Below are 19,310 nucleotides of genomic sequence, written 5' to 3' on the forward strand. Positions count from 1 at the left end.
TTGAGCGCTATCAGCAGCATATTCGGCCGGCTCACTGTATCCAGGAGGCGGTTGGACGCACCATGCAACACGCTATTGGGACATAGCCTTTTTTTAACTCACAATGATCAGCTACCCGCCACCGTCATCCGTTCGATCAGCACCGAGCCGGTGCGGATATTGCTGCGCAGTTCCAGGTCACTGCCCACCGCGACGATTTGCTTGAACATATCGCGCAGGTTGCCGGCGATGGTCACTTCCTGCACCGGAAACTGAATCTCGCCATTCTCCACCCAGTAACCGCCGGCACCTCGAGAATAGTCGCCGGTGACCATGTTCAAGCCCTGCCCCATCAGCTCGGTGACCAACAGACCACGGCCCATGCGCTTGATCAGGGCCTGCTGGTCATCCTCACCATGACTGACGAACAGGTTATGCACCCCGCCCGCGTTAGCCGTGCTGGGCATGCCCAGCTTGCGCCCGGAATAGGTGCCGAGCACATAGGACAGCAGTTCACCGCTCTCGACGAACGACTTGGCATAGGTGGCCAGGCCATCGCCATCGAAGGCCGCACTGCCCAACGCACGCGGTATATGTGGACGCTCATCGAGCTTCATCCAGTCCGGGAACAGCTGCTGACCCAGCGAGTCCTCGAGGAAAGACGACTTGCGATACAGGTTGCCCCCGGAGATCGCCGCCAGGAAGTTGCCGAACAAGCCGGTTGCCAGCTCGGCGGAAAACAGCACCGGCACCTCACAGGTCGGCACCGGACGAGCGCCCAGGCGGCTGACCGAACGCTGCGCGGCGCGCCGGCCAATGCTCGCGGCATCATCCAGCAGCTCGCCCTGGCGGTTGACGTCATACCAGTAATCGCGCTGCATCTGCCCACCATCCTCGGCGATCATCACGCAGCTCAGGCTGTGCCGAGTATTGGCGTAGCCACTGATAAAACCGTGGCTATTGCCGTACACACGGCAGCCCTGATGGGTATTCAGGGTGGTACCGTCGGCGTTCTTGATCCGCTGATCCGTGGCAAAGGCCGCCGCCTCGCAGCTCAGCGCCTGCTCGATGGCCTGCTCCGGGCTGATCGCCCAGGGATGATAAAGATCCAGTTGTGGCAACTCACGGGCCATCAATGCGGCATCGGCCAACCCTGCGCATTCGTCCTCCGACGCATGCTTGGCAATCGCCAAAGCCGCCGCCACGGTCTCGCGGATGGCCGCCTCACCGCTGGCCGAGGTACTCGCCGAGCCCTTGCGCTGACCGACATACAGGGTGATGCCGAAGCCCTGATCGCGGTTGAATTCGACCGTTTCCACTTCGCGTTGGCGCACCGTGGTGGACAGGCCTTGCTCGACCGACACCGCGACCTCACAGGCGCTGGCACCCTGCTTTTTCGCCTCGGCGATGATCTGCTCGACCTGTGCCTGCAATTGCGGCACGGCCTCGGGGCCGACGACTTCTACTGCGCTCATACACACTCCTGAACAATTAAGCGACAAGCGGCGCCATAACAAGGGGCGACCACTTGCAGCTGGAAACTTGCTGCTATCATGGCGGCGTTTTCCACTGGACCGCTGCCATGTCTGAATACCTTGACGACTTCTCCGGCGAGAAGAGTAAAACCCAGGTCAAACGCGAGCTGCACGCGTTGCAAGATCTGGGGCAACGCCTGACCACCTTAAAGCCCGACCTGCTGAACAAGCTACCGCTGACCGATGAGCTACGTCGCGCCCTGGCCGAAGCGCCGAAGCACACCGCCAACTCCGCGAAAAAGCGCCACGTGCAGTTCATCGGCAAGCTCATGCGTGACCAGGATATCGAAGCGATCCTTACCCTGCTCGATCAGCTCGACGCCTCGACCCGCCAGTACAACGAACGCTTTCACAACCTGGAGCGTTGGCGCGACCGCCTGCTCAATGGCACTGACGCAACCCTCGAGACTTTCGTCGGCGAGTACCCGCAAGCGGATCGCCAGCACCTGCGGCAACTGATCCGCCAGGGCCAACACGAGCTGGCGCAGAACAAAGCGCCAGCCGCCTCGCGCAAACTATTCAAATACATCCGCGAGCTGGATGAAAGCCAACGCGGACTGCGTTAAGAACCACTACAGCCCCGTAGGGTGGGTTAGCCGCGCAGCGGTGTAACCCGCCATCACCCGCAGCCGCGCCCGCGGCCCGCTCGGTGGGCCAAGACCCACCCTACGCGCCCGTACCGCCCACGGTAATCGCATCGATCTTCAGGGTCGGCTGGCCGACACCCACCGGCACCGACTGGCCGTCCTTGCCACAGGTGCCGACGCCACTGTCCAGGGCCAGGTCATTACCGACCATCGACACCCGGCTCATGGCTTCCGGGCCATTGCCGATCAGGGTCGCGCCCTTGACCGGTGCGGTGATCTTGCCGTCCTCGATCAAATACGCCTCGCTGGTCGAGAAGACGAACTTGCCACTGGTGATGTCGACCTGGCCGCCGCCGAGATTGGCGCAGTAGATGCCGCGTTTCACCGAACGAATGATTTCCTCCGGCTCGCTGGCGCCTGCCAGCATGTAGGTGTTGGTCATGCGCGGCATCGGCAGGTGCGCGTAGGACTCGCGGCGACCGTTGCCGGTGCAGGCCACACCCATCAGGCGGGCGTTTAGCTTGTCCTGCATATAGCCCTTGAGCACGCCATTTTCGATCAGCGTGGTGCACTCGGTCGGCGTGCCCTCATCATCCACGCTCAGCGATCCGCGGCGCTCGGCCAGGGTGCCGTCGTCGACGATGGTGCACAGGCTGGAGGCAACCATTTCGCCCATGCGGCCGCTGTAGGCGGAACTGCCCTTGCGGTTGAAGTCGCCCTCCAGGCCATGCCCCACCGCCTCATGCAACAGCACGCCGGACCAGCCGGCGCCCATCACCACCGGCATGCTGCCGGCCGGCGCGGGGATCGCCTCCAGATTGACCAGCGCCTGGCGCAGCGCCTCACGGGCATAGCCCATGGCGCGGCTTTCGTTGAGGCCGTCTTTCGCCAGGAAATAGCGGTAATCGGTGCGCCCGCCACCGCCATGACCACCGCGCTCGCGCCGGCCATTCTGCTCGACGATGACGCTGACGTTGAAACGCACCAGCGGGCGCACATCGGCGCCCAGGCTGCCGTCATTGGACGCGACCAAGACCCGATCCCAGACCCCGGCAAGGCTAACCGTCACTTGCTTGATCCGCGTATCGAGGGCCCGGGTGGCCTGATCGATCTGCTTCAGCAACTCGACCTTCTCCGCCCGGCCGATCACATCCAGCGGGTTATCCGGTGCATACAAGGCCGTGACTGCGGCGCTGCTGAACGCCTGTACCCGACCCTGCTGCCCGGCGCGGGCGATCGAGCGGGCCGCCCGCGCCGCCTGGCTCAGGGCCTCAGCGGTGATGGCGTTGCTGTAAGCGAAGCCGGTTTTCTCGCCGGACTGGGCACGCACGCCGACGCCTTGGTCGAGGTTGAAGCTGCCCTCTTTGACGATGCCATCCTCAAGCACCCAAGTCTCCGACACCTGGCTCTGGAAGTACAAATCGGCGGCATCGATGCCAGGGCCGACCAACTCGCCCAGCACGCCGGGCAGATGATCGATAGTCAAACCGCCCGGGCTCAACACATGCTCACTGACGGACAACAGCATCTCGTTCATAACTACTCCAAACCTGGCAGCCGCGGTTCGGCCGCTGCAAAAAATCGTTTATGCCGGGCCACCGGCATACGTTGGCGGATCGCGGCCTGCTCGGCAGCGTCGCGCGCGGCCAGAAGCAGCGCTTCTCCCTGTGCTTGCTCAGTCAGCACCCGCCCCCAGGGGTCGATGATCGCGGAGTGGCCAAAGGTCTCGCGACCACCCGGATGGCGACCGCCCTGACCCGCCGCCAATAGGTAGCACTGTGTCTCGATGGCGCGGGCGCGGGTCAGCACCTGCCAATGCGCGGCACCGGTTACCGCAGTAAAGGCCGCGGGTACGCTGATCAGCTCGGCACCGGCTTCACGCAAGGCGCCATACAGCTCAGGAAAACGCAGGTCGTAACACACCGTCAAACCCAAGCGCCCAACGGGCGTGTCGGCCACCACCAGTCGATGTCCGTGGGCGTAATCGTCCGACTCGCGGTAACGACCGCGACTGTCGGCGACATCCACATCGAACAGGTGCAATTTATCGTAGCGCGCCACGCGCTCGCCCTGCTCGTCGATCAGCAGCGAGCAGGCCAGTGCCTTGGCATCGGGCTGACCGTCCGGCGGCAAGGGCAAGGTGCCGGCGACTATCCATAACTTGAAGTCGCGCGCGGCCTGTTTCAACCAGGGCAGGATCGGCCCGTCACCATAGGCTTCACGGCGACCCAGCGCGGCCAGATCACGGCGTCCCATGGCGGCGAAGTTTTCCGGCAACACCGCCAGTCGCGCACCGCCCGCAGCCGCCTGTTCCAGCAGGCGCCGGGCCTGAGCCAGGTTAGCCAGCACATCGTCCTGGCTGACCAGTTGAATCACTGCGAGGCTCATGCGTATTCCTCCTCGGGGGAGACTTGAACCACCAGCTTACAAGGCATGCCCGCCGACTGCATCGCGGCACCAGTCAAGCCACGCCCCTTAACGCTGCTTTTCAAAGGGCTTGTCGAAGGTGATCTGCGGGCTATCCAAGGCGCCTTTGACGTCGTATTGCACGCTGGCAAAGCGCGCCACTCGATCGCCCAGCAGTTTATCCACCAGGAATAACGCCCCGCCAATCGCCGGCGCACCCACGATCAAGGCGGCCAGCGGCAGGTTGTTGGTCACCGGCAGGGTGACCAACAACTTGGCATCGATCGATTGATCGACCATGTTCAGGGTGCCGTTCAGCTCCAGATTGCTCGAGGGCCCGGTCAGGGCGATCGGTTTACGGGTAACGAAGACCCCGTCCGTGGCGACCAGCAACCCCTTGACCCGGTCATAGCTCAGTCCTTTACCGAGCAGGTCGGAAAAGTCCAGACGCAGGCGACGACCAATCGAGTTGAAGTTGAGCAGACCGAATATCCGCAGCGCCGAAGCCGAGCCCTGCACCTCGACGAACTGTCCTTTGCGCAGGGACGCATCCATGCTGCCGGAGAAGCGCTTCAGGCTGACCCATGCCGGCGAGCCCGGCCAGCGTCCATCGACATCCAGGCGGAAACTTTCGCTGGTGGCTGTTGGCGCGAAGTCCCAGGCCAGCAGCACGTCGGTCAGGTCCTTGCCCTGCAGGCGGCCTTTGTACCAGCTGCTGGACGCACCCGGCGTGCCCTGCCAACCGGCGTTGCCCGTCACCTGCAGGCCTTTCAGATCGAGATTCAGCTCGCTGAACTGCAGGCCACTGGCATTCGGCCGTGCCTTGAACGACCAGGCCCCCAATGGCTCAGTGCCCCGCAACACCTGATCGATTCGCACATCCAAGGCCGGGATTTGCCGCGGATCGACGCTCGCCAAAAGGTCGGGCCTATCCTCGACCGCGGCCCCCTTCGCCTCGGCAGCCGGTAGGCGCAGGTAGTCAAGCTCGACCGCAATCGGTGCCGCCGCCGCATCCGGCAGGCCAACCCGACCTTTCAACAATTGACTGTCCAGACTCAGAGACCAGGCACTGGGGGCGCGCTGCAGCTGCACCTGGAGGTTGTCCACCGTGCTGCCAAAACCGCTGAATTGACCGATGCTTAAGCGTGCATCCTTGAACAGCTGCTGGGCGTCGTCCCGCGCGATGCTTGCGTAGGGCTTCAATGCCGCCTGCCAGGCGGACCAGTCCAACTCTGAAACCTTTCCACGGACGCGCACCCCTTTACCCGCCGGCAAGCTGGCCAGCCCATCGCCCAAGCGCAGCTCGCCACGCCCCTCGTTCGGCTGCCCAGACGGCGCGGCAAAGGACAAGCTGGCCAGGTCCGCGTATTCCAACCAATAACGCCGCTCGCTGCCGCCCAGGCTCATGCGCCAGTCGGCATAACGCGCCTCATCCGCGCGCTTACCGAAGGGGGCCGGCAGCTCGACGGCCAGGCCCTCGAGGTTGGAGTCCACCCGCAACTGACTGTCGACGCCATCCAGGGTCAGACGCAGGCGATAGGGCAAGGTACCGGCCAAAGGCAACGGCTGGGTGACGCCCAACCAGTCAGCCAGGTTGCTCAGGGGCACCTGGCCATTCGCCTCGATCCGGCTGCGCGCTCGGCCATCGGCGCCTTCGGCTATCGCCTTGCCGCGCACCGCATGGCCCAGCACCTGGGCGCGAATATCTGGCGCACTCAACCCAGTGGCAGTGTCGTAGCGAAAAGCGCCACGCAGCTGACTCAGCTCCAGTACCGGCGCGCTCAGCCTGAGCTGCGCACCCTCGGTGGCGAAGTCCACCAATACATCCGGCGCCTGCCCCTTCTGCAGGGGTAGATCGAGCTTGAGCGAGCCGCGCAGCGGCCCCTCGCCCCGCCAGCCGGCGAACGTCTCGGCCGTGCCCATGGGCGTCTCCTGGAGAATCGTCAAGGCATCGCTCACGCTGCTCTGGATCTCGGCAGTCAACTGCAAGCGCGGCGCCTGCCCCTCAGCAGCATGGGGAATATCGGCGCGAACATTGCTCACTCGACTGTTCAGCAAACGCCCTTGGCTTACCCGCACCCGTACGCCACTGTCCTCGATGAACACGTCGCCCTGCGCCTCACGCAACGCCGGCCAGCCGGGCTGGAAGGCCAACTCGGCATCCTTCACGGCGAAGAACAGACTGAGGCTGCGCGCCGCATCGGCGGCGCCCTTGATCAATGAGCCCTGAAACTGGAAGTAGCCCTCATCGACCTTGCCGCTATTAATCGAGGCCTTCAGCCAGCGAGCCAGTTCCGCACTCATACCCGGCGCACGGGTCGGCAGGTATTTCTCGGTATAACGGGCGTCGCCTTCGCGCAGGCCGACGCGCAGGTCCATGTAGTCCTCCGCCTCGGCATCGCTCAGCAGGCGGATGAGGAAATCGCCGGCGATCTTGCCCTCTTCGCCAACCACCTGCAAATACGGGCTACGCAGGGTGAAACCCTGCTCATCCAGCTGCCAGGTCAGACGCGCATTGGCCTGGCGATACAACCAGGGCTTGGGAAACAAGGTGGTCAGGTGCAGCGAGAAGTTTTCCGTGGCAAGGCGCAACTCACCCTGACCCAGATCGCCGCTGATACTGCCGGTCACGTTCTCCACCGCCGGCGAGGCGTGATAAGCGGCAAAGCCGATGCGTTCGAGATTGGAGGCAAACTGCAGGCGCTGTGCGCCCTCCAGCTGCGGCCGGTAATCCAACCTAAGATTGCGCAGGGCACCGTGCGGTTGCAGGCTATCGAGCAACTGCATGCCACTGTCCGGCAAGGGGGCCAAACCCTCGATCAAGGGCAGCAAGGGTGCCAGATCGAGTCGGTCGGCGGTCACCAGCCATTGCTCCTCGACCTCGTGGCTGCCCTGTTGCTGGCTGAGACTCAGCTGCACCTCGCCCCAGCGCTTGTCGCCCTGGCTCAACGCCAGGTCATCCAGTACCAGCGCGAAGCCCTGTTGATTACGGCTGAAGTAGGCGTTGAGCGCCACATCCTGCAACTGCACCGCCTCACGCTGGGCATAGGCGGCCGTCACCTGTGGCGCATGCACACGACTGACCGCACGCTGCACTGCGCCTTCGGACCAGGACAGCCAGAGTTCGCCGCCGGCCTGCAGCTGCTCGAGGCGCCAGGCGCGGGTCAGGCTCGGTGGCAGCCAACGCGCCCAATCGCTTTGCGGCAGGCTCAGGTACAGCTCGGCAGACGTATCGCGCCAGTTTTCGGCCGACAGCCGCGTGCGCAACTGCAGCGCCACGGGCTGGCCATCCGGCAACAGCAGACGCGCATCCAGGCGCTGGCGACTGAAGCCATTGCGCAGCGTCAGATTGACGTAGGTGAAGGTTTGCGCCGGATGGCCATGGGCTTCCAGGGTCACCTGACTATTGAACAGCGACAGCCGGCTGACCGCTTGCAACTGTGTCAGCGCCTGCTGCAGGTCGACGCCACCCGGTTCGCTGCGTTGCGGCAGGCCCCTGAGCGTCCAGGCGCCCTGCGCGTCTTGCAGCACGCTGAGCTGCAGGCCATCCAGTTCGAGCTTGGCCAGCCGCGGCTGGCCTGCCAGCAGGCTGGCCAGCAGATCCGGCACCACGCGGATCTGATTCAGGCGCAGCGCGCTGGGCCCCTCACCCACCAGTACATCGTGGCCGATCAGTACGGGGGCAAAGCCTTGCCAGCGACCTTCCAGCCGACCGATTTCGAGCGGCATGCCCAAGGCCGCGCGGGCCTTGTCTTCGACGTCCAGGCGATACTCGGCGACCAGCGGCACCAGCTGACGGCCGAGGCTGACATACAGCGCCGCTAACACTAAACCCAGGGCACAGAACCCCAGCATCCAGCGAACCGAGGCGGCGAACCAGGCGGCCAAACGCTCCATTCAGTTCATGCCTCGAAGCTGCACGGGCAGGTCACAGCAGGACCACATCGTATTGCTCCTGGGAGTACATGGTCTCGACCTGGAACTTGATGGTACGCCCGATAAAGGCCTCCAGATCGGCGACATTACCCGACTCTTCATCGAGCAGACGGTCCACTACCTTCTGGTTGGCCAGCACGCGGTAGCCCTCGGCCTGATAGGCACGGGCCTCGCGAAGGATTTCGCGAAAGATGTCATAGCAAATGGTTTCCGCCGTCTTCAGCTTGCCGCGACCCTGGCAGCAGACGCAGGGTTCACACAACACCTGTTCCAGGCTCTCGCGCGTGCGCTTGCGGGTCATCTGCACCAGGCCCAGCTCGGTAATGCCGATGATGTTGGTCTTGGCGTGGTCGCGTTCCAGTTGCTTTTCCAGAGTGCGCAACACTTGCCGCTGGTGCTCTTCATCTTCCATGTCGATGAAGTCGATGATGATGATGCCGCCGAGGTTACGCAGACGCAGCTGGCGGGCGATCGCCGTGGCGGCCTCCAGGTTGGTCTTGAAGATGGTCTCCTCGAGAGTGCGATGGCCAACGAAGGCGCCGGTGTTGACGTCGATGGTGGACATCGCTTCGGCGGGGTCGATGATCAGGTAACCGCCCGACTTCAGCGGCACCTTGCGCTCAAGGGCTTTCTGGATCTCGTCCTCGACGCCATACAGATCAAAAACCGGCCGTTCGCCAGGGTAATGCTCCAGACGGTCGGCAATTTCCGGCATCAGTTCGGCGCCAAACTGGGTGATCTTCTGAAAGGTTTCCCGCGAGTCGACACGGATCTTCTCGGTGCGCAAGCTGACCAGATCACGCAGGGTGCGCAAGGCCAGGCTGAGGTCTTCATAGATCACCGAGGGTGCCGGCGCGGCCTGGATTTGTCCGCCAATCTGCTCCCACAGGCGGCGCAGGTAGCGAATATCGATGAGAATCTCCTCGGCACCGGCACCATCCGCGGCGGTGCGCAGGATGAAGCCGCCGGCCTCCTCGATACCTTCGGCTTCGACGCAATCGGCGACGACTTGCTTGAGCCGTTCGCGCTCGCCTTCGTCTTCGATCCTCAGCGAGATGCCGACATGGCTGGTGCGTGGCATGTACACCAGATAGCGCGAGGGAATCGACAGCTGGGTGGTCAGCCGCGCGCCCTTGCTGCCAATCGGATCCTTGGTGACCTGGACCACCAGCGCCTGGCCCTCATGCACCAGGGCACTGATGCTTTCCACCGCACTGCCCTCACGGCTGGAAATTTCCGAGGCGTGGATAAACGCCGCGCGCTCCAGGCCGATATCGACGAACGCCGCCTGCATGCCCGGCAGTACGCGCACCACTTTGCCTTTATAGATATTGCCGACGATGCCACGCCGCTGCGTGCGCTCGACATGCACTTCCTGCAGCACGCCGTTTTCCACCACCGCCACGCGCGACTCCATCGGCGTGATGTTGATCAGAATCTCTTCACTCATGCGGCCATCTCTTCTGAAGTGACGCTGAAAGCCGGGAAAGTGCAGCGCTCAGCGAACGCCGCCGCTCACCCGCGGCTGCAGCCTCTTAACTGTGGGCTGGCAGTGGCTGCCAGCACGGAATAGCGAATTCTGCGAGCAGTTCAGCCGTTTCGCACAGGGGTAAGCCCACCACCGCCGAATAGCTGCCCTGCAACTGGCTGACGAATATCGCCGCCAGGCCTTGAATAGCATAACTGCCGGCCTTGTCCTGCGCTTCGCCACTGGCCCAATAAGCCTCTATCTCGCCGCGCGACAGCGCGCGAAAAGTTACCTGACTGGAGACCACCCGCACCGCCTGCCGCGCAGGCGACGCCACCGCCACCGCCGTCAGCACCTGATGCTCACGGCCGGACAATGCCATCAGGGTAGTAAGGGCCTCGTCGCGATCAGCCGGTTTACCGAGAATGCGCCCATCGAGCACCACAGCAGTATCGGCGCCCAACACCACGGCCTCCTGCGGGCTTTCCAAGAGGCTCAGGCCGGCCAGGGCTTTAGCACGCGCCAGGCGCTCGACATAGGCACTGGGCAGTTCATCTGGCAATGCGCTTTCATCGATGGGAACGCTATGCGGGATAAAGGGCACACCGATTTGCGTCAACAACTCACGTCGACGCGGCGATCCCGAAGCCAGATAGAGCGTGGCCATGCAGACTTCTCCCTGTTAGGTACGGCAAGACCAGACCCGCTTAGTTGACGCTGAGACGCTGATGCACGCCGCGCAGGATCGCATAGACCCACGGCCACAACAGCGCACTGACCAGGGCCGGCAAGACAAACTCCAGGGTTGGCGGGCGACTGCCGGTCAAGGCATTGAGCCACAGTTGCACCAGCTGGGCCAAGCCGAACACTACCAGCAGCACCATGCTCTGCTGCCACAGGGGAAACATGCGCAAGCGCTGATGCAGGTTCAGCACCAAGAAGGTGATCAGGGTCAGGATCAAGGCATTCTGCCCCAGCAGAGTACCGTTGAGCACGTCGGCCAGCAGGCCGAAGCACCAGGCCGTGGCCATCCCCACGCGGTGCGGCACGGCCAGTGCCCAATAGGTCAGGAACAGCGCCAGCCAGAGCGGGCGGCCAATTTCCATGAACTTGGGCAAAGAGGACACGCTGAGCAATAACGCCAAGGCGAGGCTGAGCCAGATCACCCATACATTGCGCGCACGCACAGCGATCATTGCCGAGGCTCCTGGTCAGCGGCTGGAGCGGGCAGCGGGGAGGCGGCCGCAGCGCCGGGTGACTGTCCCGACTGTGCGCGTTCCTGGCGGTCCACCGCTTCCTGGGCTTCGGCCGACTCAGTCGCGCGCTGCTCGGGCGTACGCGGATCGGTAAACACCAGAAGCATATAGCGGCTACGGTTCAAATTGGCGGTCGGCATGGCCCGAACGATAGCAAAAGGCTGACCGGAATCGTGAATCACCTCGGTCACCGTGGCCACTGGGTAACCCGTCGGGAAACGCTGACCGAGCCCCGAACTGACCAATAGATCGCCTACCTTGATGTCCGCGGTATCGGCCACATGGCGCAGCTCCAGACGCTCCGGATTACCGGTGCCGCTGGCGATGGCGCGCAGGCCGTTGCGATTGACCTGCACCGGAATACTGTGGGTGATATCGGTCAGCAGCAGCACCCGCGAGGTATAGGGCATCACCTCCACCACCTGGCCCATCAAGCCGCGCGCGTCGAGGATCGGCTGACCGAGCAGCACGCCGTCCTTCTTGCCCTTGTCGATCAGGATGCGATGGGTGAAGGGGTTGGGGTCGATACCGATCAACTCGGTGGCCAAGACCTCGTCATCGACCAGCGCCGAGGAATTGAGCAACTCACGCAGGCGCACATTCTGCTCGGTCAGCGCCGCGAGGCGCTGCAGGCGACGCTGCATCATCAGACCTTCGGCCTTGAGCTTCTCGTTCTCGGCGGCCAGCTCACTGCGCGAACTGAGTTGCTCGTTGGCGTTCTGCCACAGGGTAACTGGCAAGCGCCCCAGCCAGTAGACCGGCTCGACGATCAGGCCCAACTGATTGCGCAACGGCTGCAGCGCTGAAAAGCGTGCATCCACCACCATCAGCGCGACCGAGAGCACGGCAAGCACCAGCAGGCGCACACCGAGCGAAGGTCCTTTGGCAAATAGCGGTTTGATCGGCGGTTCCTCACAGCATCAAGCATCGCGCAAAAAGCTGCAGGCCAGCGCTAACCGGCATGCAGCTGGAGACTTGGAGCAGGTGGCTTATTCCGCGGACAGCAGATCCATGGTGTGCTTATCCATCATTTCCAGGGCCTTGCCACCGCCACGGGCGACGCAGGTCAGCGGGTCTTCGGCGACGATCACCGGCAGGCCGGTTTCCTGGGCCAGCAACTTGTCCAGGTCGCGCAGCAAGGCGCCGCCGCCGGTCAGCACCAGACCGCGCTCGGCGATGTCCGAAGCCAGCTCGGGTGGCGACTGCTCCAGCGCGCTCTTGACCGCCTGGACGATGGTCGCCAGCGATTCCTGCAGAGCTTCCAGCACTTCGTTGGAGTTCAGGGTGAAACTGCGCGGCACACCTTCGGCCAGGTTGCGTCCACGCACGTCGACTTCGCGCAGTTCGCCACCCGGGTAAGCGGTACCGATTTCCTGCTTGATCCGCTCGGCAGTGGCTTCACCGATCAGGCTGCCGTAGTTGCGGCGCACGTAGGTGATGATGGATTCGTCGAACCGATCGCCGCCCACCCTTACCGATTCCGCATAGACCACGCCGTTCAGCGAGATCAGTGCGATTTCCGTGGTGCCGCCGCCGATATCCACGACCATCGAACCACGCGCTTCTTCCACCGGCAGGCCGGCCCCGATGGCGGCAGCCATCGGCTCTTCGATCAGGAACACTTCGCGGGCGCCGGCGCCGATGGCTGACTCGCGGATGGCGCGGCGTTCCACCTGTGTGGACTTGCACGGCACACAGATCAGCACGCGCGGGCTGGGCTGGAGAAAGCTGTTTTCATGCACTTTATTGATGAAATACTGCAGCATCTTCTCGCAGACGCTGAAGTCGGCGATCACCCCATCCTTCATCGGGCGGATGGCGGCGATATTGCCCGGGGTACGACCGAGCATGCGCTTGGCTTCGGTACCAACCGCCACGACGCTCTTCTGGTTGCCGTGGGTACGGATAGCGACCACGGACGGCTCGTTCAGCACGATACCGCGCTCACGAACATAAATAAGGGTATTGGCAGTGCCCAGGTCAATTGACAAATCGCTGGAAAACATGCCACGCAGTTTCTTGAACATGGGATAGGGACCCTAGGCAACGCGTGGGTAAAAAAGTGCGGCAAACTCTAACAACGGCAGGGATTTTGAGCAAGGCACCAATATGTTAGATTGCCTGTTTTTCCGGGCTTCTGGGCCCATCATCGCGGCCTTTGACCGCCAGCTCACGGCTTCTGTTCCCTGCATATTTCATGCACGACGACTCCGTTCACATTTCCACTGGTGGCTTTTACCGGCCGCCGTCAATCTGGAGAACCCTATGGCGCTTGAACGCTCCGAGGTGGAAAAGATCGCCCACCTGGCTCGACTGGGCCTGAATGAAGGCGATATTCCGCGAACCACCGAGACACTCAACAACATTCTCGGCCTGATCGACCAGATGCAAGCGGTCGACACCACTGGCATCGAACCGCTGGCCCACCCCCTGGAAGCCACTCAACGCCTGCGTGCCGACCAGGTTACCGAACGCAACCAGCGCGATACTTACCAGGCCATCGCGCCCGCGGTTGAAAACGGACTGTACCTGGTTCCGAAAGTCATCGAGTAAGGGAAAGAGCCTAGCCATGCACCAATTGACCCTGGCCGAGATCGCCCGCGGACTCGCCGACAAGCAATTTTCGTCCGAAGAACTGACCCGCAGCCTGCTGGCGCGCATTCAGCAACTCGACCCGCAACTGAACAGCTTTATCACCGTGACCGAAGAACTGGCCCTGACGCAGGCCAGGGCGGCCGATGCACGCCGCAGTGCCGGCGAAAACGCCGCCCTGCTCGGTGCACCGATCGCGCACAAGGACCTGTTCTGCACCGAAGGCGTACTGACCAGCTGCGGCTCGAAGATCCTTAGCGGTTTCAAGGCACCCTATAACGCCACCGTGGTCGAGAAGCTCGCCGCTGCCGGCAGCGTGACCCTGGGCAAGCTGAACATGGACGAATTCGCCATGGGTTCGGCCAACGAATCCAGCCACTATGGCCCGGTGAAGAACCCCTGGGACCTGAGCCGCGTACCCGGCGGCTCTTCCGGTGGCTCGGCTGCCGCGGTAGCCGCACGCCTGCTGCCGGCCGCCACCGGCACCGACACCGGCGGTTCGATCCGCCAGCCGGCGGCGCTGACCAACCTCACCGGGATCAAGCCGACCTACGGCCGCGTCTCGCGCTGGGGCATGATCGCCTATGCCTCCAGCCTCGATCAGGGTGGCCCACTGGCGCGCACCGCCGAGGACTGCGCGCTGATGCTGCAGGCCATGGCCGGCTTCGACGCCAAGGACTCCACCAGCGTCGATCAGCCTGTCGATGATTACCTGGCCGCCCTGAGCCAGCCGCTCAGCGGCCTGCGCATCGGCCTGCCCAAGGAATACTTCGGCGCCGGCCTGGATGCGCGCATCGGCGAGAAGGTCATGGCGGTGGTCGAGGAATTGAAGAAGCTCGGCGCCACGGTCAAAGACATCAGCCTGCCGAACATGCAGCACGCAATTCCGGCCTACTACGTGATCGCCCCGGCTGAAGCCAGTTCCAACCTGTCGCGTTTCGATGGCGTGCGCTTCGGCTACCGCTGCGAAAACCCGCTCAACCTGGAAGACCTGTACAAGCGCTCGCGCGGCGAAGGTTTCGGCGCGGAAGTGAAGCGCCGCATCATGGTTGGCACCTACGCGCTGTCGGCCGGTTACTACGACGCCTACTACCTGAAGGCGCAGAAGATCCGTCGGCTGATCAAGAATGACTTCATCGCTGCCTTCAACGAGGTCGACGTGATCCTCGGCCCGACCACGCCGAACCTGGCCTGGAAGCTGGGCGAAAAGAGCAACGACCCGGTCGCCGCCTACCTGGAAGACATCTACACCATCACCGCCAACCTGGCTGGCATTCCCGGCCTGTCGATGCCGGCCGGCTTCGTCGACGGCTTGCCGGTGGGCGTGCAGTTGCTCGCCCCGTACTTCCAGGAAGGTCGCCTGCTCAACGTGGCGCACCAATATCAACAAGTCACTGATTGGCACACTCGCGCGCCAGCCGGATTCTGAGGACGACTCACATGCAATGGGAAACCGTGAACCCTGGTCGATCTGGCAATCCACGCCCAGCTCTGCGCCAACAGGTCACCGCCTGGCACACACAAGCACTGACTGGATTCTGAGGACGACTGAACATGCAATGGGAAACCGTAATCGGGCTGGAAATCCACGCCCAGCTCAGCACCCAATCGAAGATCTTCTCCGCCAGCGCCATCGCCTTCGGCGCCGAGCCGAACACCCAGGCCAGCCTGGTTGACCTCGGCATGCCCGGCACTCTGCCGGTGCTCAACGCCGAAGCGGTGCGCATGGCCTGCAAATTCGGCCTGGCGATCGATGCCGAAATCGCCGGCAAGAACATCTTCGCGCGCAAGAACTACTTCTATCCGGACCTGCCCAAGGGCTACCAGACCAGCCAGATGGACGACCCCATCGTCGGCAAGGGCTTCCTCGACATCACCCTGGAAGACGGCACCCACAAGCGCATCGGCATCACCCGTGCGCACCTGGAAGAAGACGCCGGCAAGAGCCTGCACGAAGACTTCCACGGCATGAGCGGCATCGACCTCAACCGTGCCGGCACGCCGCTGCTGGAGATCGTCTCCGAGCCGGACATCCGCAGCGCCAAGGAAGCGGTGGCCTACGTCAAGGCGATCCATGCCCTGGTGCGTTATCTGGGCATCTGCGACGGCAACATGGCCGAAGGCTCGCTGCGCTGCGACTGCAACGTCTCGGTACGGCCCAAGGGCCAGGCCGAGTTCGGCACCCGCGCCGAGATCAAGAACGTCAACTCGTTCCGCTTCATCGAAAAAGCCATCAACCACGAAGTGCAGCGGCAGATCGAGCTGATCGAGGACGGCGGCCGCGTGGTGCAGGAAACTCGCCTGTACGACCCGAACAAAGACCAGACCCGCTCCATGCGCAGCAAGGAAGAAGCCAACGACTACCGTTACTTCCCCTGCCCGGACCTGCTGCCGGTGGTAATCGAGCAGAGTTTCCTCGATGAGATTCGCGCCAGCTTGCCGGAATTGCCGGTGCAGAAACGCGCACGCTTCGAGGCCGAGTTCGGCCTGAGTGCCTACGACGCCGACGTACTGGCGGCCAGCCGCGAACTGGCCGACTACTTCGAGGCGGTCAACCGCGTGTGTGGCGACGCCAAGCTGGCGGCCAACTGGGTGATGGGCGAGCTGTCCAGCCTGCTCAACAAGGACGGCCTGGAAATCGAGCAGTCGCCGGTCTCTGCCGAACAACTGGGCGGGATGATCCTGCGCATCAAGGACAACACCATCAGCGGCAAGATCGCCAAGATGGTGTTCGAAGCCCTGGCCGCAGGTGAAGGCGCCACGGCCGACGAGGTGATAGAAAAGAAGGGCCTCAAGCAGGTCACCGACAGCGGCGCCATCGAAGCCATGCTGGACGACGTGCTGGCGGCCAACGCCGAGCAGGTCGAGCAGTACCGCGCCAGCGACGAAGCCAAGCGTGGCAAGATGTTCGGCTTCTTCGTCGGTCAGGCCATGCGTGCCTCCAAGGGCAAGGCCAACCCGGGGCAAGTGAACGAATTGCTGAAGAAGAAACTCGAAGGCTGAGCCTGCTCTAAATTTCTGAAGAGCACGCCAACGCATGCGTTGGCCCGGCGAACGACCGGCCATGGATGGCCGGCCGGCTAATCCTGCGAGTGCGCTGTCAGAAAAGGGACGTCTACACCTACCAGCGCCGGGCTTGCCCGGCGTTGTTTTATCAACGGAGAACCCGACCGATGCCCACTCGTAGCCCGGATGCACTCCGCGGCCGTTGCCAACCCCGAAATGCATCCGGACTTGAGCTGCGCGCACTGATCCAGCGCGGAGCGACCCTACTGGCCGTGTTCGCCCTGCTTGCCGGCTGCGCCAGCCAGCGCTTCGAGCAGGGCGGTTACAACGCCGAGGGCAAGGCGTCCTATTACGGCGCACGGCACCACGGCAAAAAGACCGCCAGCGGCGAGCGCTTCGACCAGCACGCCCTCACCGCCGCCCACCGCAGCCTGCCCTTCGGCAGCCGGGTACTGGTGACCAATTTACGCAACGAGCAGAGCGTGGTGGTGCGCATCAACGATCGCGGGCCCTATGCCCGCAGCCGGATCATCGACCTGTCGAAGGCCGCCGCCGAACGACTCGGCATGCTCCGCGCCGGCGTGGTGCCGGTACGCGTGCAACAACTGGCGGACTGAACCACAGCCTTACAAACGGTAACCAAGTCGCGCCACGCCCCGCTGGTGCGCCGCCTGCGGATCACTACACTAGGCGCATTTTCCAGGAGCCTCCGGCCATGACTCTGCTGACCTTCATTTACCTGATCGCCGGCTTGGTGCTGCTAGTCGCCGGCGCCGAAGTGCTGGTCCGCGGCGCTGCCAAGCTGGCGGCGCAATTCGGCATTCCGCCGCTGATCATCGGCCTGACCGTGGTGGCCTTCGGCACCAGCGCGCCGGAAACCGCCGTCAGCGTGCAGGCCGCGCTGAATGGCAGCGGCGACCTGGCCATCGGCAACGTGCTCGGCAGCAACATCGCCAACGTCCTGCTGATCCTCGGCCTGACCGCGCTGATCGCCCCGCTGATCGTCTCGCGCCAGCTGATCCGCCTGGACGTGCCGATCATGATCGGTGCCAGCCTGCTGACCTTCGCCCTGGCCTGGGACGGCCACCTGAGCCGGCTCGACGGCGCCCTGCTGTTCGCCTGCGTGCTGGCCTACAGCGCCTTCCTGATCGTCAGCAGCCGCCAGGACAAGGCGACCAACGACGAGGATGAATTCGCCAAGGAGTTCGGCCTGCACGACAGGCCCAAGCCCTACGCCTGGCTGATCAACCTGGCGTTGATCGGCGTGGGCCTAGTGCTGCTGGTCGGCGGTTCCAACTTCCTGGTCGAAGGCGCAGTCAGCCTGGCCCGTGCCCTGGGCCTGTCGGAGCTGGTGATCGGCCTGACCGTGGTGGCCATCGGCACCTCGCTACCGGAACTGGCGACCTCGCTGCTCGCCGCGCTCAAGGGCGAGCGCGACATCGCCGTGGGCAACATAGTCGGCAGCAACATCTTCAACCTGCTCTGCGTGCTGGGCCTGGCCGCGCTGGTGTCGCCGCTGCCGATCTCGATCTCGCCGAACGCCCTGGCCTTCGACTTCCCGGTGATGATCACCGTGGCCGTGGCCTGCCTGCCGATCTTCTTTTCCGGTTATCGCATCAACCGCTGGGAGGGCCTGCTGTTTCTCGCCTATTACCTGGCCTACACCCTCTACCTGGCCCTGTTCGCCAGCGGTCGCCCGCTGGCCGAGACCTTTGCCGACGCCATGCTCGGTTATGTACTGCCGCTCACCGGCGTGACCCTGCTGGTGATCGCCGGGCGCGCCTGGCACCGGCAACGCCTCGCTTAAACACTGAAGGAGCTAGCCCATGCACGATCAACCCAAAGACGGCCTGCAGGTACGCCGCGAAGTCATGGGCGACGCCTTCGTCGACCGTGCCCTGGACAACGCCAGCGACTTCAGCCAGCCGTTGCAGGACTTCATCAACCAGCACGCCTGGGGCGGTGTGTGGAACCGACCGGGCTTGGACCGCAAGACCCGTAGCCTGATCACCCTGGCCGCGCTGACCGCACTGAAATGCCCGCAGGAGCTGAAGGGCCATGTACGCGGTGCGCTGAACAACGGCTGCACGGTGGAGGAAATCCGCGAGGCTCTGCTGCATTGCGCGGTGTATGCCGGCGTGCCGGCCGCCGGCGAAGCCTTCCGCGCGGCGCAGGAAGTGATAGACGCCCATCAGGCCCAGGCTTAACCCGGCCTCCGGGCCATGGCCTGACGCATCCGCTGGCGCGGCTTAGCAGGCCGTTGAAAAATGTAGCGAGCGAAGGCTAGGCAAGGCGAAATCAGTCGAAACGCAGCGAAGCGGAGTAACAGCCAGAGGCTGGCCCGCAGGGCGAGCGAAGCGAGTAAAAAGCGCAGTGTACGAGTTGTACATGAGCATTTTGAGGCTGATTTCAACACCGCATAGCCGAGCGCAGTAGTTTTTCAACGGCCTGCTAGTGTTCTGTCCCGCTAATACGCGAACAAAGTCGATGCAACTTTTCGAGGATTGAATCGGCGGTGGCGGTCCACTGGAAAGGTTTGCAGTTT

General features: G+C 63.5%; 16 protein-coding genes. 7 read left to right on the forward strand and 9 right to left on the reverse strand.

Translation table 11 applies throughout. The features are described 5' to 3' along the window. Positions 1 to 107 precede the first annotated feature (107 nt). A complete protein-coding gene (gene pmbA, locus FBY03_RS22430; RefSeq protein ID WP_147174562.1) occupies positions 108 to 1,454 on the reverse strand; it encodes a metalloprotease PmbA in 1,347 nt (448 codons plus the stop codon). A gap of 107 nt (positions 1,455 to 1,561) precedes the next feature. Here pmbA and yjgA point away from each other — a divergent pair, with 107 nt between their 5' ends. Further along, positions 1,562 to 2,080 (forward strand): ribosome biogenesis factor YjgA, encoded by a 519-nt coding sequence (gene yjgA / locus FBY03_RS22435; protein ID WP_147174563.1) that lies wholly within the window; start codon positions 1,562 to 1,564, stop codon positions 2,078 to 2,080. Positions 2,081 to 2,180: 100 nt separating this feature from the next. Here the strand turns inward: yjgA and tldD are convergent, their stop codons facing one another. The 8 genes from tldD to mreB all read right to left on the reverse strand — a co-directional run bounded on the left by tldD (position 2,181) and on the right by mreB (position 13,194). After that, on the reverse strand, positions 2,181 to 3,638 hold the full coding sequence (tldD, locus tag FBY03_RS22440; RefSeq protein WP_147174564.1) for a metalloprotease TldD: 1,458 nt from the start codon (positions 3,636 to 3,638) through the stop codon (positions 2,181 to 2,183). 2 nt (positions 3,639 to 3,640) lie between these two features. Further along, complete coding sequence (locus FBY03_RS22445) at positions 3,641 to 4,489, reverse strand: carbon-nitrogen hydrolase family protein (RefSeq protein ID WP_147174565.1); 849 nt, start codon at positions 4,487 to 4,489, stop codon at positions 3,641 to 3,643. A gap of 87 nt (positions 4,490 to 4,576) precedes the next feature. Continuing rightward, on the reverse strand, positions 4,577 to 8,404 hold the full coding sequence (locus FBY03_RS22450; RefSeq protein ID WP_147174566.1) for a YhdP family protein: 3,828 nt from the start codon (positions 8,402 to 8,404) through the stop codon (positions 4,577 to 4,579). Positions 8,405 to 8,435: 31 nt separating this feature from the next. Beyond that, positions 8,436 to 9,893: a ribonuclease G gene (rng, locus tag FBY03_RS22455; RefSeq protein WP_147174567.1), complete on the reverse strand. Its 1,458-nt coding sequence runs from the start codon at positions 9,891 to 9,893 to the stop codon at positions 8,436 to 8,438. Positions 9,894 to 9,978: 85 nt separating this feature from the next. Continuing rightward, positions 9,979 to 10,578 carry a nucleoside triphosphate pyrophosphatase gene (locus tag FBY03_RS22460; RefSeq protein ID WP_147174568.1) on the reverse strand — a complete coding sequence of 200 codons (600 nt, stop codon included), beginning with the start codon at positions 10,576 to 10,578 and terminating at the stop codon, positions 9,979 to 9,981. Between the two features lie 40 nt (positions 10,579 to 10,618). Beyond that, positions 10,619 to 11,107, reverse strand: a complete 489-nt coding sequence (mreD, locus tag FBY03_RS22465; RefSeq protein WP_147174569.1) for a rod shape-determining protein MreD — start codon at positions 11,105 to 11,107, stop codon at positions 10,619 to 10,621. After that, entirely contained in the window at positions 11,104 to 12,069 is a 966-nt protein-coding gene (gene mreC, locus FBY03_RS22470; RefSeq protein ID WP_147174570.1) for a rod shape-determining protein MreC, read from the reverse strand. The genes mreD and mreC overlap by 4 nt, the downstream gene beginning before the upstream one ends. Before the next feature lie 87 nt (positions 12,070 to 12,156). Further along, a complete protein-coding gene (gene mreB, locus FBY03_RS22475; protein ID WP_147174571.1) occupies positions 12,157 to 13,194 on the reverse strand; it encodes a rod shape-determining protein MreB in 1,038 nt (345 codons plus the stop codon). 238 nt (positions 13,195 to 13,432) lie between these two features. On the opposite strand from mreB, the gene gatC reads away from it, so the two are divergent. The 6 genes from gatC (at position 13,433) to FBY03_RS22505 (ending at position 18,972) form a co-directional block, all read left to right on the forward strand. After that, complete coding sequence (gatC, locus tag FBY03_RS22480; RefSeq protein WP_147174572.1) at positions 13,433 to 13,720, forward strand: Asp-tRNA(Asn)/Glu-tRNA(Gln) amidotransferase subunit GatC; 288 nt, start codon at positions 13,433 to 13,435, stop codon at positions 13,718 to 13,720. 16 nt (positions 13,721 to 13,736) lie between these two features. Further along, positions 13,737 to 15,188: an Asp-tRNA(Asn)/Glu-tRNA(Gln) amidotransferase subunit GatA gene (gatA, locus tag FBY03_RS22485; protein WP_147174573.1), complete on the forward strand. Its 1,452-nt coding sequence runs from the start codon at positions 13,737 to 13,739 to the stop codon at positions 15,186 to 15,188. Between the two features lie 125 nt (positions 15,189 to 15,313). Further along, positions 15,314 to 16,762, forward strand: a complete 1,449-nt coding sequence (gene gatB / locus FBY03_RS22490; RefSeq protein WP_147174574.1) for an Asp-tRNA(Asn)/Glu-tRNA(Gln) amidotransferase subunit GatB — start codon at positions 15,314 to 15,316, stop codon at positions 16,760 to 16,762. A gap of 170 nt (positions 16,763 to 16,932) precedes the next feature. Continuing rightward, positions 16,933 to 17,382 (forward strand): septal ring lytic transglycosylase RlpA family protein, encoded by a 450-nt coding sequence (locus FBY03_RS22495; protein ID WP_147174575.1) that lies wholly within the window; start codon positions 16,933 to 16,935, stop codon positions 17,380 to 17,382. Positions 17,383 to 17,480: 98 nt separating this feature from the next. Then, positions 17,481 to 18,572, forward strand: a complete 1,092-nt coding sequence (locus FBY03_RS22500; RefSeq protein WP_147174576.1) for a calcium/sodium antiporter — start codon at positions 17,481 to 17,483, stop codon at positions 18,570 to 18,572. A 19-nt stretch (positions 18,573 to 18,591) separates the two neighbouring features. Further along, positions 18,592 to 18,972: a carboxymuconolactone decarboxylase family protein gene (locus FBY03_RS22505; RefSeq protein ID WP_147174577.1), complete on the forward strand. Its 381-nt coding sequence runs from the start codon at positions 18,592 to 18,594 to the stop codon at positions 18,970 to 18,972. Positions 18,973 to 19,310 lie beyond the last annotated feature (338 nt).

Origin of the sequence: Pseudomonas sp. SJZ079, from assembly GCF_007993865.1 — a bacterium.
Classification (GTDB): Bacteria; Pseudomonadota; Gammaproteobacteria; order Pseudomonadales; family Pseudomonadaceae; genus Aquipseudomonas.

Coding starts and splice junctions, on each gene's coding strand:
- FBY03_RS22500 (WP_147174576.1), top strand. CDS start 17,481: ATGACTCTGCTGACCTTCATTTACCTGATCGCCGGCTTGGTGCTGCTA.
- rng (WP_147174567.1), bottom strand. CDS start 9,893: ATGAGTGAAGAGATTCTGATCAACATCACGCCGATGGAGTCGCGCGTG.
- gatC (WP_147174572.1), top strand. CDS start 13,433: ATGGCGCTTGAACGCTCCGAGGTGGAAAAGATCGCCCACCTGGCTCGA.
- mreB (WP_147174571.1), bottom strand. CDS start 13,194: ATGTTCAAGAAACTGCGTGGCATGTTTTCCAGCGATTTGTCAATTGAC.
- mreD (WP_147174569.1), bottom strand. CDS start 11,107: ATGATCGCTGTGCGTGCGCGCAATGTATGGGTGATCTGGCTCAGCCTC.
- gatA (WP_147174573.1), top strand. CDS start 13,737: ATGCACCAATTGACCCTGGCCGAGATCGCCCGCGGACTCGCCGACAAG.
- gatB (WP_147174574.1), top strand. CDS start 15,314: ATGCAATGGGAAACCGTAATCGGGCTGGAAATCCACGCCCAGCTCAGC.
- FBY03_RS22460 (WP_147174568.1), bottom strand. CDS start 10,578: ATGGCCACGCTCTATCTGGCTTCGGGATCGCCGCGTCGACGTGAGTTG.
- pmbA (WP_147174562.1), bottom strand. CDS start 1,454: ATGAGCGCAGTAGAAGTCGTCGGCCCCGAGGCCGTGCCGCAATTGCAG.
- FBY03_RS22495 (WP_147174575.1), top strand. CDS start 16,933: ATGCCCACTCGTAGCCCGGATGCACTCCGCGGCCGTTGCCAACCCCGA.
- yjgA (WP_147174563.1), top strand. CDS start 1,562: ATGTCTGAATACCTTGACGACTTCTCCGGCGAGAAGAGTAAAACCCAG.
- FBY03_RS22450 (WP_147174566.1), bottom strand. CDS start 8,404: ATGGAGCGTTTGGCCGCCTGGTTCGCCGCCTCGGTTCGCTGGATGCTG.
- FBY03_RS22445 (WP_147174565.1), bottom strand. CDS start 4,489: ATGAGCCTCGCAGTGATTCAACTGGTCAGCCAGGACGATGTGCTGGCT.
- tldD (WP_147174564.1), bottom strand. CDS start 3,638: ATGAACGAGATGCTGTTGTCCGTCAGTGAGCATGTGTTGAGCCCGGGC.
- FBY03_RS22505 (WP_147174577.1), top strand. CDS start 18,592: ATGCACGATCAACCCAAAGACGGCCTGCAGGTACGCCGCGAAGTCATG.